General features: G+C 71.9%; 14 protein-coding genes and 1 other RNA gene. 6 read left to right on the top strand and 9 right to left on the bottom strand.

Features of this window, described 5'->3' with window-relative positions:
- Positions 1–166: 166 nt before the first annotated feature.
- The 4 genes from AB0L21_RS03935 to AB0L21_RS03920 all read right to left on the bottom strand — a co-directional run bounded on the left by AB0L21_RS03935 (position 167) and on the right by AB0L21_RS03920 (position 4,823).
- Positions 167–2,512 (bottom strand): UvrD-helicase domain-containing protein, encoded by a 2,346-nt coding sequence (locus AB0L21_RS03935; protein ID WP_365782062.1) that lies wholly within the window; start codon positions 2,510–2,512, stop codon positions 167–169.
- Between the two features lie 69 nt (positions 2,513–2,581).
- The gene (locus tag AB0L21_RS03930; RefSeq protein WP_365703529.1) at positions 2,582–3,349 is read right to left on the bottom strand and encodes a zf-HC2 domain-containing protein; all 768 of its coding nucleotides are present in this window, start codon (positions 3,347–3,349) and stop codon (positions 2,582–2,584) included.
- Positions 3,350–3,411: 62 nt separating this feature from the next.
- Complete coding sequence (locus AB0L21_RS03925) at positions 3,412–3,996, bottom strand: sigma-70 family RNA polymerase sigma factor (RefSeq protein WP_009188888.1); 585 nt, start codon at positions 3,994–3,996, stop codon at positions 3,412–3,414.
- Between the two features lie 239 nt (positions 3,997–4,235).
- Positions 4,236–4,823, bottom strand: a complete 588-nt coding sequence (locus tag AB0L21_RS03920; protein ID WP_365782061.1) for an ABATE domain-containing protein — start codon at positions 4,821–4,823, stop codon at positions 4,236–4,238.
- A 347-nt stretch (positions 4,824–5,170) separates the two neighbouring features.
- On the opposite strand from AB0L21_RS03920, the gene AB0L21_RS03915 reads away from it, so the two are divergent.
- Both AB0L21_RS03915 and AB0L21_RS03910 read left to right on the top strand, forming a co-directional pair.
- Entirely contained in the window at positions 5,171–6,544 is a 1,374-nt protein-coding gene (locus AB0L21_RS03915) for a nitrate/nitrite transporter (protein ID WP_365703533.1), read from the top strand.
- An 87-nt stretch (positions 6,545–6,631) separates the two neighbouring features.
- Positions 6,632–7,783, top strand: a complete 1,152-nt coding sequence (locus AB0L21_RS03910) for a uroporphyrinogen-III synthase (RefSeq protein ID WP_365703535.1) — start codon at positions 6,632–6,634, stop codon at positions 7,781–7,783.
- Between the two features lie 17 nt (positions 7,784–7,800).
- Here AB0L21_RS03910 and AB0L21_RS03905 read toward each other — a convergent pair whose 3' ends face one another.
- Positions 7,801–8,265 carry an ATP-binding protein gene (locus AB0L21_RS03905; protein ID WP_365703537.1) on the bottom strand — a complete coding sequence of 155 codons (465 nt, stop codon included), beginning with the start codon at positions 8,263–8,265 and terminating at the stop codon, positions 7,801–7,803.
- A 224-nt stretch (positions 8,266–8,489) separates the two neighbouring features.
- On the opposite strand from AB0L21_RS03905, the gene AB0L21_RS03900 reads away from it, so the two are divergent.
- From AB0L21_RS03900 to AB0L21_RS03890, 3 genes are read left to right on the top strand one after another with little or no spacing between them, the layout of a single operon-like run.
- Positions 8,490–9,344, top strand: a complete 855-nt coding sequence (locus AB0L21_RS03900) for a helix-turn-helix transcriptional regulator (RefSeq protein ID WP_365703539.1) — start codon at positions 8,490–8,492, stop codon at positions 9,342–9,344.
- Positions 9,345–9,353: 9 nt separating this feature from the next.
- Positions 9,354–9,557 carry a DUF397 domain-containing protein gene (locus AB0L21_RS03895; RefSeq protein ID WP_365782059.1) on the top strand — a complete coding sequence of 68 codons (204 nt, stop codon included), beginning with the start codon at positions 9,354–9,356 and terminating at the stop codon, positions 9,555–9,557.
- Positions 9,558–9,589: 32 nt separating this feature from the next.
- Positions 9,590–9,925 carry a hypothetical protein gene (locus AB0L21_RS03890; protein ID WP_365703543.1) on the top strand — a complete coding sequence of 112 codons (336 nt, stop codon included), beginning with the start codon at positions 9,590–9,592 and terminating at the stop codon, positions 9,923–9,925.
- 4 nt (positions 9,926–9,929) lie between these two features.
- Here AB0L21_RS03890 and AB0L21_RS03885 read toward each other — a convergent pair whose 3' ends face one another.
- From AB0L21_RS03885 to AB0L21_RS03875, 3 genes are all read right to left on the bottom strand, one after another.
- Positions 9,930–12,080 (bottom strand): bifunctional polysaccharide deacetylase/glycosyltransferase family 2 protein, encoded by a 2,151-nt coding sequence (locus AB0L21_RS03885; RefSeq protein WP_365782057.1) that lies wholly within the window; start codon positions 12,078–12,080, stop codon positions 9,930–9,932.
- A gap of 22 nt (positions 12,081–12,102) precedes the next feature.
- Complete coding sequence (locus tag AB0L21_RS03880; protein ID WP_365782055.1) at positions 12,103–12,987, bottom strand: hypothetical protein; 885 nt, start codon at positions 12,985–12,987, stop codon at positions 12,103–12,105.
- 733 nt (positions 12,988–13,720) lie between these two features.
- Positions 13,721–14,698, bottom strand: a complete 978-nt coding sequence (locus tag AB0L21_RS03875; RefSeq protein WP_365703549.1) for a LysR family transcriptional regulator — start codon at positions 14,696–14,698, stop codon at positions 13,721–13,723.
- Between the two features lie 84 nt (positions 14,699–14,782).
- Between AB0L21_RS03875 and AB0L21_RS03870 the strand changes: the two genes are divergently transcribed.
- A complete protein-coding gene (locus tag AB0L21_RS03870; RefSeq protein ID WP_365782054.1) occupies positions 14,783–16,081 on the top strand; it encodes an MFS transporter in 1,299 nt (432 codons plus the stop codon).
- Positions 16,082–16,145: 64 nt separating this feature from the next.
- On the opposite strand, the gene ssrA is transcribed toward AB0L21_RS03870, so the two are convergent.
- Positions 16,146–16,515, bottom strand: a transfer-messenger RNA (tmRNA) gene (ssrA, locus tag AB0L21_RS03865).
- Positions 16,516–16,530 lie beyond the last annotated feature (15 nt).

Here is a 16,530-nt window from a genome sequence, read left to right as displayed (position 1 = left end):
GAGGTGACGTGGGTCTCTCACACGTTCATGACACCGACCCGCCATGCTCGCCTCGCGGCAAGTGGTCCCTCGAAGGGACGAAGGTTGGGCCCGGGGGCTTGGATCGGGCCGGTGCCACACCCAGGCTAACAAACGGATCCCGTAAGGCCATTCCCGTACGGCAGGTTCAGTCCCTGAGCAGGTCCGGGACCCCCGCCGCGTCCGGCTCGTCCCGCTCCCCCGACACCACCGTCAGCTGCTGGGTGGCCCGCGTCAGCGCCACGTACAGCACGCGCAGGCCGGCCGGCGACTCGTCGGCGATCTCCGCGGGCGAGACGACGACCGTCGCGTCGTACTCCAGGCCCTTGGCCTCCAGGCTGCCGAGGGCCACCACCCGGTCGCCGAGCCCGGCCAGCCAGCGCCGGGCCTCGTCGCGCCGGTTCATCGCGACGACCACGCCGACCGTGCCGTCCACCAGCCCGAGCAGCCGCTCGGCCTCCGCGCGCACGGTCCTCTCCAGCGAGTCCCGTACGACGGTGAAGCGCGGCTGGACGCCGGTGGAGCGCACCGCCGACGGCGCCTCGGAGCCCGGCATGGCGAGCGCCAGCACCTTGGCGGCCAGCTCGGCGATCTCGGCCGGGTTGCGGTAGTTCACGGTGAGCTGGAAGCGGCGCCGGGGCCGGGTGCCGAGTGCCTCGTCGCGGGCCTCGGCCGCCTCGTCCGGATCGGACCAGGACGACTGCGCCGGGTCGCCGACGACCGTCCAGGTGGCGTGCCGGCCGCGGCGGCCGACCATGCGCCACTGCATCGGCGTGAGGTCCTGCGCCTCGTCCACGATGACGTGCGCGTACTCGGTGCGCTCCTGCGCCAGCCGTTCGGCCCGCTCCCGCTGCGACTCCTCACGCACCGGCATCAGCTCCTCCAGGCCGGTGAGCTGGTCCAGCGGGTCCAGCTCCCGCTTCCTGCGCGGCCGGGCCGGGGCGCCGAGGATCGACTGGAGCTCGTCCAGCATGGCGATGTCGTGCACGGAGTAGCCGTCCCGCCTGAGCGAGCGGGCGACCTTGCGGACCTCGCCGGGGTTGAGGATCCGCCGGGCCCAGCGGCCGAGCCGCTTCTCGTCGGCCATGGCGGCGAGCACGGCCTTCGGGGTCAGCTCGGGCCACCAGGCGTCGAGGAAGGCGATGAAGGAGTCCTCGCTCGTGATGTCCTCGTCGAAGGAGGAGCGCAGCTCGGCGGCCAGCTCCGGGTCGGTGTGCCGGGCGGCGGCGCCGGAGCGGTCCCACAGGGCGTCCAGGAGCAGCTTGCGGGCGCGCGGGCGGAGCAGGTTGACGGGCGCGGTGCCGCCGAGGGCGGTACGGCGGACGCGTTCCAGCTCGTCGGCCTCCAGTTCCAGGCGGCGCCCGAAGGCGACGACGCGCAGGCGGCCCGGCGGACCGGTGACCGTTTCCTCACCCGACGCTTCCGCCGGAGCGGCCGGCCCCAGCTCCAGGGCGCCCCTAGCGGCCTTCCGCAGCACCTTCAGCATCCGGTGGGAGCCCTTGGCACGGGCCACGGCCGGGGAGTCGTACAGCCTGGCCTCCACGCCGTCGACCAGCGAGCCGATCGCGCGGATCGCGACCTGGCCCTCCTCGCCGAGCGAGGGCAGCACGCCCTCGGTGTAGGCGACGAGCAGCGGGGTCGGGGAGACGATGAGGATGCCGCCCGCGTAGCGTCTGCGGTCCTGGTAGAGCAGGTAGGCGGCACGGTGCAGGGCGACGGCGGTCTTGCCGGTGCCCGGGCCGCCCTCCACGTAGGTGATGGAGGCCGCGGGGGCCCGGATGACCATGTCCTGTTCGGCCTGGATGGACGAGACGATGTCCCGCATGGTGTGGCCGCGGGCCTGGCCGAGCGCGGCCATCAGGGCGCCGTCGCCGATGACGGGCAGCTCGTCGCCGTCGAGGAAGGCCGTCAGCTCGGGCCGCATCAGGTCGTCCTCCACGCCGAGGACCCGGCGGCCCTTGGAGCGGATGACCCGGCGCCGCACCACCCGTCCCGGCTCCACGGGCGTGGCCCGGTAGAAGGGGGCGGCGGCGGGGGCGCGCCAGTCGATGACCAGCGGGGAGTAGTCCTGGTCGAGGACGCCGATACGGCCGATGTGCAGGGTCTCGGCGATGTCGGCGGTGTTGTCCGGCCGTACGGCCCCCTCGGCCGGCTCGACCGCCGTGTAGGCCCCGTCGGGGCCCTTCTTGCCGTCCTTGCCGAGCAGCAGGTCGATCCGTCCGAAGAGGAAGTCCTCGAACTCGTTGTTCAGCCGGTTCAGGTGGATACCGGCCCGGAAGACCTGCGCGTCCCGCTCGGCGAGCGCGCCCGGGGTGCCGACCTGGCCGCGCTTGGCCGCGTCGCGCATCAGGAACTCCGCCTCGTGGATCTTCTCCTCCAGGCGCTGGTACACCCGGTCCAGGTGTTCCTGCTCGACGCTGATCTCTCGGTCGCGGACGGAATCCTGTGCGCCGTGTACCGAGCCGACCGCGGACTGCTGAACCTGAGCGGCCACCGGGCCCCCTTCTGACGTGCTGGGCAGCCGTCAACCGTACGCGAAGGGGACCCGTCGAAGCTACGCCGGCTACGCGTCCACCTGGACCAGCTTCTTGCCCTCGAACGTCACCACCTCGAAGTGGTCGATCTCGTTGGGCTGGAAGGCCGCGGCCCCGCCGATGTAGAGCGGTTGCTTGGCCTGCTCGGTCTTGGCCTCCGGGACGCCGTATCCCCAGTTGGGGACGGACCACGACGACATGGTCACGCGCTGCCCGTTCTTGGCGACGAGCACCAGGGAGCACTTCAGCGGGCCCTTGACGTTCTTCAGCTCCAGGACCGCCTGGGTGCCCCAGTCCTTCGGCGCCATGGCGACGGTCGCGCTGACGTGGGTCGACGCGTCCGTGGCGGACTTCTTGTCGGACATGGTCCGGAAGGTCGCCTGGGCGGGCGTCGCGGTGACCTGCCCGCCCCCGTCCGAGCCGCCGTTCACCGCCACCGCGGCCAGCGGCCCGGCGATGATCAGCGCGGCCGCCGCCGCGATCATGTAGAAGCTGCGCCGGCGCTTCTGGGCGCGCTTCTCGGCGACCTCGTCCACCAGCTTCTCCACCAGCCGCGGGCTGGGCCTGGCGGACAGCGACTCGCCGATCGCGGGGGTGCTGCCGGAGCCCGGCAGGTCCGCGAGCGCGGCGAGCATCGGCTCCATCCCGGCCAGCTCGTCCAGCTGCTGGGCGCACCACTCGCAGCCGGCGAGATGCGCCTCGAAAGCGGTTGCCTCGGCGTCGTCGAGAATCCCGAGGGCGTAGGCGCCGACGGTCTCGTGCTCGCTCGGCACCGAAGATCCCTGACTGGGGTTCATGGGCCCAGACATACCCGGACCACCCGGTCCGAATCCCTGCATTCCCCCGTACCCGCTGCTCATCACGCCGTCACCCCCCGCTCCTCCAGTGCCAGCTTCATCGACCGCAGGGCGTAGAACACCCGGGAACGGACCGTTCCGCTCGGTATGCCCAGTGTTTCGGCCGCCTCATTGACGGTACGCCCCTTGAAGTACGTCTCGACGAGCACCTCCCGGTGGGCCGGGGTCAGGTCGTCGAGCGCGTCCGACAGCGTCATCAGCCACAGCGCCTTGTCGATCTCGTCCTCCGCGGGGATGACCTCCAGCGGCGACGGATCGACCTCCTGCGGCCGGGCCTGCCGGCTGCGATGGCCGTCGATGACGATGCGGCGCGCGACCGTCACCAGCCAGGGGCGTACCGAACCGGTCGCCCGATTGAGCTGACCGGCGTTCTTCCAGGCACGGATGAGCGTTTCCTGCACGACGTCCTCGGCGCGCTGCCGGTCACCGGCGACCAGCCGCAGGACATACGCGAGCAGAGGTCCGGCGTGCTCCCGGTACAGCGCACGCATCAACTCCTCATCCGGCTCCGAGGGCTGTGAGGACATGCGATGTCGGGCCCTCGCTCCACGTTCATTGGCCACGGCCGCATCCTTGCGCACGCCCACCTCCGGTGTCCGGGGGTTCCCCCAGTCGGTCGCTCGCCCACCCGTACGGACGGGGGCGGCCCGGTGTTCAAACCGGAGTGACAGATTTCTTGGGGGTGACGTGACGAGCGGGACATGGGCGCACATTCCTGCCGCGCGATCTTTACATTTCCGACACATCACCGAGGGCGGTCCGCGCGTCACGTGGACGACCCACGTGAACCCGGTGTAACAGAAATCACCCCGCTCCCGCTGCCGCTTCAGGCCCGCGCGAGGGCGGCCGCCCGCCGCCGGTGCCGGGCGACCCGCTCCCGGTTCCCGCAGACCTCGCTCGAACACCAGCGCCGACGCCGCCCCCGGGAGGTGTCCAGGTACACGAGGGGACAGTTGTCCCCCTCACACTCCCGTACGGCGGTCCGCGCGACGGGATCGGTGAGCAACTCGACGGCGTCCCGCGCGACGACGGCGAGCAAGGCCCCGCAGCCGGGCGGCCCGGCCAGCTCCCGCACGAGCCGCCCGTCTTCGGCGCGTACGGCGACGGGAGCGGGGGGTGCGCCCAGGGCGACCTCGTTCACCCGCCGGAGCGCCCGCCCGTGCGACAGCGTGTCCCCGCCCCGCACCAACACCCCGATCCGGGTGCGCAGTTCCCGGAACCCGGCGAGCCAGACCCCGTCGGCGTGATCGAGCACCGTCCCGTCCGGCACCAGCCCGGCCCCCCGGATCCACGCGCACAACGCCCCGACCCCGTCCAGCCGTTCGCCGGGATGCGTGGTGGCGAGCAGGTCCAGGCACACCCGCCCGGCGTCGAACCGGAGCGGGTACGCGATGTCGGCGCTACCGAGTGCCATGTGCGAGTCACCGCCTGGGCAGGAACCGTGCGGAAGCGAGCGGGAGCGTGCGCGGAGCGGTGCGGGGACCCGTTCGCCCCGCGCCCCCTCCACAGTGCCCGCCGGAGGGGACCGCCGGAACCCCTCGCGCCGGCTGCTGTTTCCCCTGTTTCCGCGGGGGCGGCTCTCCGCGGACCCGCCTGGGCACCGCGCTGCCGCAGGCCGCGCCTCACCGGGCGCTCCCGGGCCGAGTGAGAGCAACGTTCCCTTCCGGTCACTCACAGCCACAGGCCGGAAACGCGTCCTGCCTACCTTCGGGCTGAGTCAGTGGTCGGCAGACCGAGCAGCCGGAGCACCGTGGAGGCGTGATGACAGGCCCAGCCCCAACCCGTCGCAGTGGCCGCTGGATCGAGCGCTGGGATCCGGAGGACGAGGCGTTCTGGAAGGCGACCGGGGAGCGGATCGCCCGCCGGAACCTCTGGTTCTCCGTCCTCTCCGAGCACATCGGCTTCTCCGTCTGGACCCTGTGGTCGGTCCTGGTCCTGTTCATGGGCCCGGAGTACGGCCTCACCCCCGCCGACAAGTTCCTGCTGACGTCGGTGGTCACGCTGGTCGGCGCGGTGGTCCGGGTGCCGTACACCTTCGCCGTGGCCGTCTTCGGCGGCCGTAACTGGACGATCATCTCGGCGAGCCTGCTGCTGATCCCGACCGTCGCCGCGTTCACGGTGATGGAGCCGGGGACGTCGTACTCCACGTTCCTCCTGGTGGGCCTGCTGGCCGGCATCGGCGGCGGCAACTTCGCCTCCTCCATGACCAACATCAACGCCTTCTTCCCGCTCAGGAAGAAGGGCTGGGCACTCGGCCTCAACGCGGGCGGCGGCAACATCGGCGTCCCCGTCATCCAGCTCGTCACGCTCGCCATCATCGGCGCGAGCGGCGGCCCGCGCGTGCTGCTCGGCATCTACATCCCGCTGATCGTCGTGGCCGCCGTACTCGCCGCGCTGTTCATGGACAACCTGTCCTCGGTGAAGAACGACACCGGCGCGGCCAAGGACGCCGCCCGGGACGCCCACACCTGGATCATGTCCTTCCTCTACATCGGCACCTTCGGCTCCTTCATCGGCTACAGCTTCGCCTTCGGCCAGGTGCTGACGAACGGGTTCGGCCGGACCCCCCTCCAGGCGGCGTACCTCACCTTCATCGGCCCGCTGCTGGGCTCCCTCATCCGCCCCCTCGGAGGCTGGCTCGCCGACCGCTACGGCGGCGCCCGCATCACCCTGTGGAACTACGTCGGCATGGCCGCCGCCACCGCCGTGCTCATCGTCGCCAGCATGCAGAAGTCACTGCCGCTGTTCGTGTCCGTCTTCGTCGTCCTGTTCGTGCTCAGCGGGCTCGGCAACGGTTCGACGTTCAAGATGATCCCCGGCATCTTCCAGGCCAAGGCGCTCGCCAAGGGCCTGGAGGGCGAGGCGGCCGTCGCCCACGGCCGGCGGCTGTCCGGCGCCTCCATGGGACTGATCGGCGCGGTCGGCGCCCTCGGCGGCGTCGGCATCAACATGGCCTTCCGCCAGTCCTTCCTCTCCTACGGCTCCGGCACCGGCGCGTTCGTCGCCTTCCTCGCCTACTACGGTGTCTGCTTCGCGGTCACCTGGGCCGTATACCTTCGCCGTACGGGGGCGCGGGTTCCGGCCACGGCCGCCGCGTCGGAGGCGAAGGCCCAGCTCAGCTATGCCGAGGTGTGACGTAACACCGGCGACATCGAGCCGAACCGAGCCTGTCACGCATCGTTGACAGGCTCGATCGGCGTGCCGGTCAGCTAGGAGAGCCCCATGTACGACGAAGAGCAGCACCCCGAGCACGGCCCCCTCGCCGGGTTCACCGTGGGCGTCACCGCCGCGCGCCGGGCCGAGGAGCTGGGCGCCCTGCTCCAGCGGCGCGGCGCCACCGTCCTGCACGCCCCCGCCCTGCGGATCGTGCCGCTCGCGGACGACGGCGAACTGCTCGCCGCCACGAAGGAGATCATCGACCAGGTGCCGGACGTCGTGGTCGCCACCACGGCGATCGGTTTCCGGGGCTGGGTCGAGGCCGCCGACGGCTGGGGCCTCGGCGAACAGCTGCTGGGCCGGCTGCGCGGAGTACGCCTGCTGGCCCGCGGCCCCAAGGTGAAGGGCGCGATCCGCGCGGCGGGCCTCACCGAGGAGTGGTCGCCCTCCTCGGAATCCCTGGCCGAGGTGCTGGACCGCCTCCTGGAGGAGGGCGTCGACGGCGACCGCATCGCCGTCCAGCTCCACGGCGAGCCGCTCCCCGGCTTCGTGGAGTCGCTGCGGGCCGCCGGGGCGGAAGTGGTGCCCGTTCCGGTCTACCGCTGGATGCCCCCGGAGGACCTCAGTCCCCTCGACCGCCTCCTGGACGCGGCCGTCACCCGCGGCGTGGACGCCCTCACCTTCACCAGCGCCCCCGCCGCCGCCTCCCTGCTGTCCCGCGCGGAGGACCGCGGCCTGCTGGACGACCTGCTGTCCGCCCTGGCCCACGACGTCCTCCCGGCCTGCGTGGGCCCGGTCACCGCGATCCCCCTCCAGGCCCGCGGGGTGGACACGGTCCAGCCGGAACGCTTCCGCCTCGGCCCGCTGGTCCAGCTCCTCTGCCAGGAACTCCCGGCCCGCGCCCGCTCCCTGCCCATCGCCGGGCACCGGGTGGAGATCCGCGGCCACGGCGTCCTCGTCGACGGCGACCTCAAGCCGGTCCCCCCGGCCGGCATGTCCCTCCTGCGCGCCCTGGCCCGCCGCCCCGGCTGGGTCGTCCCCCGCGCCGACCTGCTCCGCGCCCTCCCCGGCGCGGGCCGCGACGAACACGCCGTGGAAACGGCCATGGCCCGCCTGCGTACGGCACTGGGAGCGCCGAAGCTGATCCAGACGGTGGTGAAGCGGGGCTACCGCCTGGCCCTGGACCCGGCGGCGGACGCGAAGTACGCGGACGCGTGAGGTAGGGGCGGGGCCGCTCAGCCGACACCGGCTGCCCCCTGTCCACCCACCTCGAACCACAGCAGCTTCCCGGCACCCCGGTCCAGCGGGCTGTCGGCCAGGGACAGGCCGCCCCAGGAGTCGGCGTACTCCTGTACGAGGTGCAGCCCGCGCCCCTCTTCGCTGTCCACCGGGGCCACCGGTACGCGGTCCCAGGGCGGCTGTCCGAAGGGCGCCGGGATGCGCGGGTGACTGTCCCAGACGCCGACCCGCAGCCGGCCGTCCGCGAGGGCGGTGAGCCGCAGGGAGGCGGGGCCGGTGGTGTGCCGGTAGGCGTTGCCGACCAGCTCGGACGTCAACAGTTCGACCGCGTCCAGGACTTCGTGTCTGCCGTGTCCGTTCAGCACGGCCCGTACGGTCATACGTGCGACGCGTGCCGCGCGGGGATCATGCGGCAGCCGAAGGGCGTACACCCAGGTGTCGGGCGGGGATACGGTGCCCATGGAAACCTCCGGTGAGAGAAGGGAAGGGCTCGCTCAACTGGTCGCGCCGGGCGGTGGCTTTGCCTGGGGAGGTGCGCTTCCGGCTTATCGGCGCGGGGAGTTGAGAGGTACGCCGTTACCGTAGGGCAGATGGTTAGATGCATCTAACGAAACTGGCTGGATGTGTCCATACTTCACTCGTGTGAGGGAGCGCAACGCCGCTTCGCGGCCAGGAAGGAGACGTCGTGCCGCCCACCAACAGCCCTACGCTGCGGCAGCGAAGGCTGGGTGCAGAGCTGCGAAAACTGCGGGAGCGGGCGGGGCTCACCGCCACCGGTGCCGCCGAACTGCTCGGCGTCAACCAGTCGCGCGTCAGCATGATCGAAACCGGCCGCACGCCCATCAGCGCGGACCGGCTGCGCTCCATGGCACACGTCTACGACTGCTCGGACGAAGCGCTCATCGACGCCCTTGCCGCGATGACGGGACGACGCGCCCGTGGCTGGTGGGAGGAGTACCGCGAACACCTGCCCGCCGCGCTGGTCGACCTGGCCGAACTGGAGCACCATGCCTCCGCGTTGCGGGTGGCACTCATGATCCACATCCCGGCACTTCTTCAGACCACCGACCACGCCCGCGCCATCTTGCAGTCGGCAGCACCGCCGATGCGGCAGTACGAGATCGAGCACCGCCTCACACACCGCATGAAGCGGCAGGGCGTGCTGCACAGGACAGATCCGCCGCCGTACACGGCGATCATCCATGAATCGGCACTCCACATGAACTTCGGCGGCTCCGCCGTAAGCCGGGGGCAGCTCAAGCACCTGCTCGACATGAGCGAACTCCCGCACGTCACCGTTCGCGTCATCCCGTTCGGAGCGGACGAGTTCCCGACCACCGGCCAGCCCTTCGACTATGTCGAGGGCCCAGTCCCACAGCTCGACACCGTCCAGCTGGACTCCCATCACGGCGCCTGCGAATTCATCGACGCCGAGGCTCCGCTGAACAAGTACCGGGCAGTGCTGAACCGCATGGAGTCCTGCGCACTCAATCCCACCGCGACGCGTGACTTCATCCACCACCGCATCCAGGACCTGTGAGGAGAAACCATGCCGACCCTCCACTGGCGGAAGTCCACCTACAGCCCCGACGGCTCGAACTGCGTGGAGATAGCCACCACCCCCACCACCATCCACATCCGCGACTCCAAAACCCCCACCGACCGCCACCTCACCCTCACCCCCTCCACCTGGGCGGACTTCCTTCCCTACATCCGAGCGGGCCAAGGCTCTGGAACTGCTCAAGTGGTTTGAAGTGGGCGGCTCCTCGCGTCCACCCTGGCCGTATGAAGGGACTCGCGGGATTCGGCAAGAAGCAGGACCTGGTGCTGGTCATCCGGGACTCCGACCTGGTCGCGGCGGCGCTGCGGGAGGCCTTGGCCGGGGCCTCGGAGGAGGAGCGGGCGGGGCTGGAGCGGGCGGTCGCGCTCGTCGGGGCCACCGCCGGCGCCAGTGAGAGCCGGCTGCGGGCCGACTGGGTCCGCGCCAGGCTGGCCGACGTCGGCTTCACCGGGGACCTCGCCTCCGTCGCCGCCGTGAAGGCGCTGCGTCAGGCCGAGCCTGGTTTGAGCCTGCTGGCGGCCGTCCAGTTGCAGAAGGACGCCGTGGCCCATCGGGAGTAGGTGGTCAGCCGACCGGCGTCGCCTCCGGGACCGGGGGCCGCTCGGCCGGCGGTGCCGCCACCCCGCCCGTTCGGCGGAGTTTCTGCCAGCGCAGCCGGCCGCCGGTGAGGGCGGTGATCCAGGACTGGAGCAGGACGACGTACATGAGCTGGCGGTAGAGCAGCTGTTGGAGGGGCAGGGAGAGGAGCGGGGTGAGGGGTTCGCGGTCCAGGTGGAAGGCGTAGGCAGCGCAGGCCGCCTGGACGGCCAGGACCGCGCACCAGGCCAGGATCGTCTTGGCCGTCGGGCCGAAGACCAGGCCGTAGACCAGGAAGAGGTCGATCAGAGGGGCCAGGAGCGGGGCCACGACCATGAACAGCGAGACGAGGGGCAGGCCCACGCGGCCGAAGCGGCCCGACGGGCCCCGCTCGAACAGCGCGCCGCGGTGCTTCCAGATGGCCTGCATGGTGCCGTACGACCAGCGGTAGCGCTGGGACCACAGCTGCTGGACCGACTCGGGTGCCTCCGTCCAGGCGCGGGCCTTCTCGGCGTACACCACGCGCCAGCCGTCGCGGTGCAGGGCCATCGTGACGTCGGTGTCCTCGGCGAGCGTGTCGTCGCTCATGCCGCCGACCCGTTGCAGCGCCGAGCGGCGGAACGCCCCGACCGCACCCGGGATCGTCGGCATGCAGCGCAGGACGTCGTACATGCGGCGGTCGAGGTTGAAGCCCATCACGTACTCGATGTGCTGCCACGCGCCGATGAGCCGGTTCTTGTTGCCGACCTTGGCGTTGCCGGCGACGGCGCCGACGCGTGGGTCGGCGAAGGGCTGGACGAGTTCGCGGACGGTGGCCGGTTCGAAGACGGTGTCGCCGTCCATCATCACGACCAGCTCGTGACGGGCGTTCGCCAGGCCCCGGTTGAGGGCGGCCGGCTTGCCCGCGTTGGCCTGGCGGATCACCCGTACGTCCGGCAGGTCCAGCGCCTCCACGATGTCGGCCGTGCCGTCCGCCGAGCCGTCGTCGATGACCAGCACTTCGACGGGGTGCTCGCTGCGCGTCAGTGAACGGACCGTGTTCTCGATGCACTTGGCCTCGTTGTACGCCGGCACCAGCACCGACACCGGCTCGGTGACCGGATCCTCGCCCCAGCGGAAACCGGGGCGCCGGGTGCGGCGGGCGTGCGCGCCGGACAGCAGCAGCATCAGGCCGAACCGGGTGAAGACGAGGCAGCCGACGACGGCGAGACCGGCGACGAGGACCGTGGTGATGTCGTCGGACGCCTTCACCAGGAACACCCAGGCCTTCCCCTTCCACAGGTCGAGGCCGGTGACCGGGGTGTCCGCGCTGGGGGCCCGCAGCGCTCCGGTGAGGGTCTGGAAGGTGTAGCCCTGGTCCTGGAGCCGGGGCAGGAGCCGGTCGAGCGCCTGGACGGTCTGGTGCCGGTCGCCGCCCGAGTCGTGCATGAGGACGACCGCGCCCCGGCCGCCGCCGGGCGTGGCGTTGCGGATGATCTGCTCGACGCCCGGCTTGCGCCAGTCCTCGCTGTCGGCGTCGTCCACGACCGTGAGATAGCCGCGGCTGCCGATGTACCGCGTCACCGGCCACGACCGGTTGTCGATCGCGTTGGCGGAGGAGGAGTACGGCGGCCGGAACAGCGAGCTGCGGATGCCGGCCGCCCCGGCGAGCGCCAGCTGGTTCTGCGACAGCTCCCAGTCGATGCGCTTCGTGGAGTGGTACGACAGGTCGGGGTGGCCGAAGGTGTGCAGGCCGACCTCGTGCCCCTCGGCGACCATGCGCCGGACCAGCTCGGGGTGGCGTGAGGTCATGGTGCCGGTGACGAAGAAGACCGCGTGCGCGTGGTGCTTCTTCAGCACGTCGAGCACCTTCGGGGTCCAGGTCGGGTCGGGGCCGTCGTCGAAGGTGAGGACGATGCGGTGGTCGGGTATGCGCAGGCTGTCGCTGCGGCCGTTGCGCGTGTCGATGACCGGACCGCCGTCCAGGATGCGCTGCGGAACCCTGTCGTGCGCCGCGGAAGGCCTGATGCGGTGGTCGGCGAGGATCTCGTTGTGCACGTAGCCGCGCAGCATGAGCATCGCCAGGGTCGCCACCAGGACCAGGAGTGGGAGCAGGTAGCGCAGCGGCAGCCGGGTACGGCGGCGGGGGTGTGAAGCCATCTGAGGGTGTTCCGCCCGGTCGTCAGAGGGAGAGCTTGGGGTGCGGGCGCCGGGTGTGACCGGGCGGGGTGTGGGTACGGCCCGACGGGGTCGGGGTGGGCGCCGGAGCGCTGGCGGTGCCGGTGGCGGACGGTGCCGGGGACACGTCGGTGGCCGGGGCCGACGGGGCCGGGGAGCCGGTGGTGCCGGCGTCGGCGGCGGGCGCGGAGGCGGTGCCGCCGTCCGGCTCGGTGGACGCGGAGGCGTCGGCGCCGGCGGGCGCCCCGCTGCCCGGTACGGCGGTGCCGCCCGCCTCGGCGCCGGCGACGGGTGCGGTCACCGTGCCGGCTCCCGGCGGGGTGGGGGTCGTGGAGACGCTGGGCAGCGGCGAGGTGTCCACCTTGCCGGCCGGCTTGTCCTCGTGCTGGCCCGGCACCGGCAGCCAGGGGGCGGCGGAGTTGCCGGACAGCAGGGTGGCGACGATGACGACGGCGTAACCGGCACAGGCCACCGCCACGGCCAGGCCGAGACGGCGGAAACGGCGGCTACGACGGCCCGACTCGTCCACGAAGACCGGCCCGTCGGAGCCACGCGGGTCCCGTACGGCCGACCCCGCGCCCGCAGCGCCGAGTTGTACGTCGCCCAGCTCGATGGTTTCGTCGTGCGGGGTGGAAGCAGGAGTGGTGGCGGGGGGAGGTTCCGGGGAATCCGCGGTGCCGTCGGAGGTCTCGGAGGGCTCCTTCGCGGCGGCGGCCTCGACGGCGTCGGCTGACTCGGCAGACATGCCGGGTCCGGCGCGCTCGGCAGACTCGGCGGGCTCGGCTGACTCGGCAGGCATGCCGGGTTCGGCGTGCTCGGCAGCCTCGGCGGGGTCGGCAGACTCGGCAGGCATGCCGGGTTCGGCGTGCTCGGCAGCCTCGGCAGACATGTCAGGTCCGGCGGGCTCGGCGGGCTTGCCGGGTCCGGCAGACTCGGCGGGCATGCCGGGTCCGGCGGGCTCGGCGGTCTTGCCGGCTTCGGCAGATTCCGCGGACTGGCCGGGCTCGATGGGTTCCGCGGGCTCGGCCGATCCGGCGGGCCGCTCCGATTCGGCGGACGCCTCGGATTCGGCGGACGCTTCCGTTTCGGCGGACCCCTCGGATTCGGCGGACCCCTCGGATTCGGCGGACCCCTCGGATTCGGCGGACGCCTCGGATTCGGCGGACCCCTCGGTTTCGGCGCGCGTCTCAGGCCCGGCGGGCTGCCCGGGTTCGGTGGCGTCGCCCGACTCACCGAGCCCGGCAGACCCAGCCGACTCGGTCAGCGTCTCAACAGCCTCCGCGGCTTCGCCAGACTCGACGGCGCCTTCGGCACCAGAGTCGGCGACAGCCCCCGCGTCCGATTTCATCCGCTCGTCGCCCCCGCCCACCGGCTCACCGCGTCCTGCGGACGCCATCTCTCGCCCCTCGGGTTGGGCGTCTTCAGGACACTTTTTCACGCGCGTTTCATCCCCCCACGGGACAGTTCCGGGCGCGCTCGCGATCCCGGGCACCCGCCGACCGAACCAGGCCCACCCGGTCCGAGCGCCCCCACTACCACCCTGTTGCCCGGGCCAAGAATGTAACGCACGCGGAGGAGTGCTGCGCGCCGGGTCGGCATCGGTGGACGCCGTCGCCGGCCCGTCACACGCCGTTCATCACGTCCTCGTCCATGGCCGGAATCCATCCGTCGACGGGCCGCCGCAGCCACCCCTCCACCCGTGCGATCTCGGCCACCGCCTTCCGCAGCGCGGTCAATCCGGGATGTACCAGCCCCTTCCGCCAGACCAGGGAGACGGGCGACAGCGGGACGGGGTCGACGAGGGGCCGTCGTACCGTCCCGGGCAGTGGCGGGAAATCCACGACGGCCAGTACCGGATTGCGGGTCTTCGCCATGATGCGGCCGAACTCCTCGTCGCCGACGGCCAGCGGGAGCGGCGGGGCGAGCCGGATGGCGCGGTCCTGGAAGAGGCGCTGGGCCAGGTCGGTCCACTCCCGGGTGCGCGGGTTGCCGGCACCGGCGTACACCGTCTCGCCGGCCAGCGCGGCCAGCGGCACCCGTGCCGACGCGGCCAGCGGGTGGTCCTCGGGCAGCACGACGGCCATCGGCTCGTACCGCACCGGCTGCTGCTCCAGGCCGGAGCGGAGCGCCGGGTCGAGGCCGGCGAACCGGCCGAAGGAGGCGTCCAGGCGGCCGGCGAGCAACTCGGCGGCGGCTCCGGTGAGACCGCTCTCGTAGCGGGCCATCAGCTCGCAGTCGGGGGCGAGTTCGCGGGCCCGGTGCAGGACGCGCCGGCCGGTGGTCAGGCCGGGCGAGTTGAGGTCGACCAGCAGCGGGCGGCCCTGGCCGGCGGCGAACGCGGCGAGCAGGTCGTCCTGGGCGGCGAGGACCCGGCGCGCGTGCGGCAGCAGACGCTCGCCGTCCGGGGTCAGCGTGACCTGCCGGGTGGTCCGGACGAACAGCTCGGCACCCAGCTCCCGTTCCAGCCGCCGTACGTCCCGGCTGAGCGCCTGCTGGGCGACGTACAGACGGGCCGCCGCCCGGGTGAAGTGCAGTTCCTCTGCGACGGCGACGAAGGAACTCAGCAGGCGGGGGTCTATGTGGGCGGCGGGAGCGGACATGGTGGCGAATTTACAACGTGGGCGTGTGAATCGGGCCCCATAAGGTGTTGGACCTGGTGATCCACTCCGGGCGACCGTTGAGCCATGCCCCAAGAGACCGCCCAGGACGCTCAAGACAGCCGAATAGACGGCAAGAGAGACCAACCCGGCGGATATCGCCGTCTGTTCCGTCTCCCCGGCACCCGCGCCTTCACCACCGGCAACCTCCTCGCCCGCCTGCCCATGGGCATGTTCAGCGTGAGCGCGGTCGTGATGATCGCCGGTTCCCGTGGCTCGTACGCCCTCGCCGGTGCCGTCACCGCGACGGGGCTCGCGGCGACCGCGCTGGCCGGGCCCTGGCTCGCCCGGCTGGTCGACCGGCACGGGCAGGCCCGGGTCGCGCTGCCGGCCACGGTCGTGTCCGTGCTGAGCAGCCTCGCCTTGCTGCTGTGCGTCCGCTACGACGCCCCGGACTGGACCCTGTTCGCCGCCTACGCCGGCACCGCGGCCACCCCCAACATCGGCGGCCTGTCCCGCGCCCGCTGGGCGTATCTGCTGCGGGACGAGCCCGGCGCGCTGCACACCGCGAACGCGTTCGAGCAGGCCGCGGACGAGCTGTGCTTCATGCTGGGGCCGGTGCTCGCGTCCTTCCTGACCGGCACGTTCTTCCCGGAGGCGGGCACGCTCACCGGGGCGGTGCTGCTGCTCGCCGGCATGCTGCTGTTCCTCGCCCAGCGGGCGACCGAGCCACCGCCCGCGCCCCGCACGCAGGGGCCCTCGCCGCTGCGCAGCCCGGGCGTCCCGGCCCTGCTGGCCTGCTTCGCCGCGACGGGCGCGGTGTTCGGCTCCATGGAGGTCGTCACGATCGCCTACGCCGATACCCAGGGGCATCGGACGGCGGCCGGTGCCGTGCTCGCGCTCCAGGCGGCGGGCTCGTGCGCGGCGGGGCTGGTGTACGGGGCCCGGAAGCCGGCGAGGGCGCGCTTGACCTGGTGTCTGGCGGCCATGGCCGGGCTGATGACCCTGCCCTGGCTCGCGGCCACCACCCGCTCCCTTCCGGCGCTGGCGGGAACGCTGCTGGTGGCGGGGATGGCGACGGCGCCGACCATGGTGACGGCCATGACGCTGGTACAGCGGCGCACCCCGGCCGACCGGCTCAACGAGGGGATGAGCCTGATGGTGACGGGATTGCTCACCGGTATCGCGTGCGGCTCGGCGACGGGCGGCTGGGCGGCGGAACACCTCTCCCCCACCACCGCGTACGCCACACCAGTCGCCGCCGCTGCCCTCGCCCTCGGGGTGGCGACGCTCACCGGTACCGCAGGGGCGCGGGGAACTGCGCGACCAGCTCACCACCCACTCGGGCCCGGCACACAACAGCCCCCCAACGGCGCCATCCCATGACAGAGGCCCCGCCGCTCGAAAGCGACGGGGCCTCTGCCCACATGGGGTGACCCCCAAAGGGGCCTCGTGGAGATGGCGGGAATCGAACCCGCGTCCAACGGTGCGGAATCAGGGCTTCTCCGTGTGCAGTCCGCTGCGCTTTTCTCGGCCCCGGAGATCACGCGGACAAGTCTCCGACGGGCTCAGTCACTGTTTGATTTCCCTCTACACCCCGTGACCGGGTCTAGAGGTTTAGTTCCCTAGCTGATGCCAGGATCCGGGTCGGGAACAGCCCCGGGCTGACACTTCGCAAGTCGCTACTTAGGCAGCGAGGGCGAAGGAATCGCGCTTGGTGTTGGCGATTATTTTTTGCGACATATGGTTTACGAGATCATTGCCGCTTCCTCGACACGCTTCCCCTGCTTCGACAGCCGCTGTCGAAACCGATCATCCCCATGTTGATTTTTCAA

This window comes from Streptomyces sp. NPDC052721 (genome assembly GCF_040678315.1).
In the GTDB taxonomy this organism is placed as follows: Bacteria; Actinomycetota; Actinomycetes; order Streptomycetales; family Streptomycetaceae; genus Streptomyces.
Note: the sequence above shows the minus strand (reverse complement) of the source record. Positions and strands in the feature narration are given on the sequence as shown.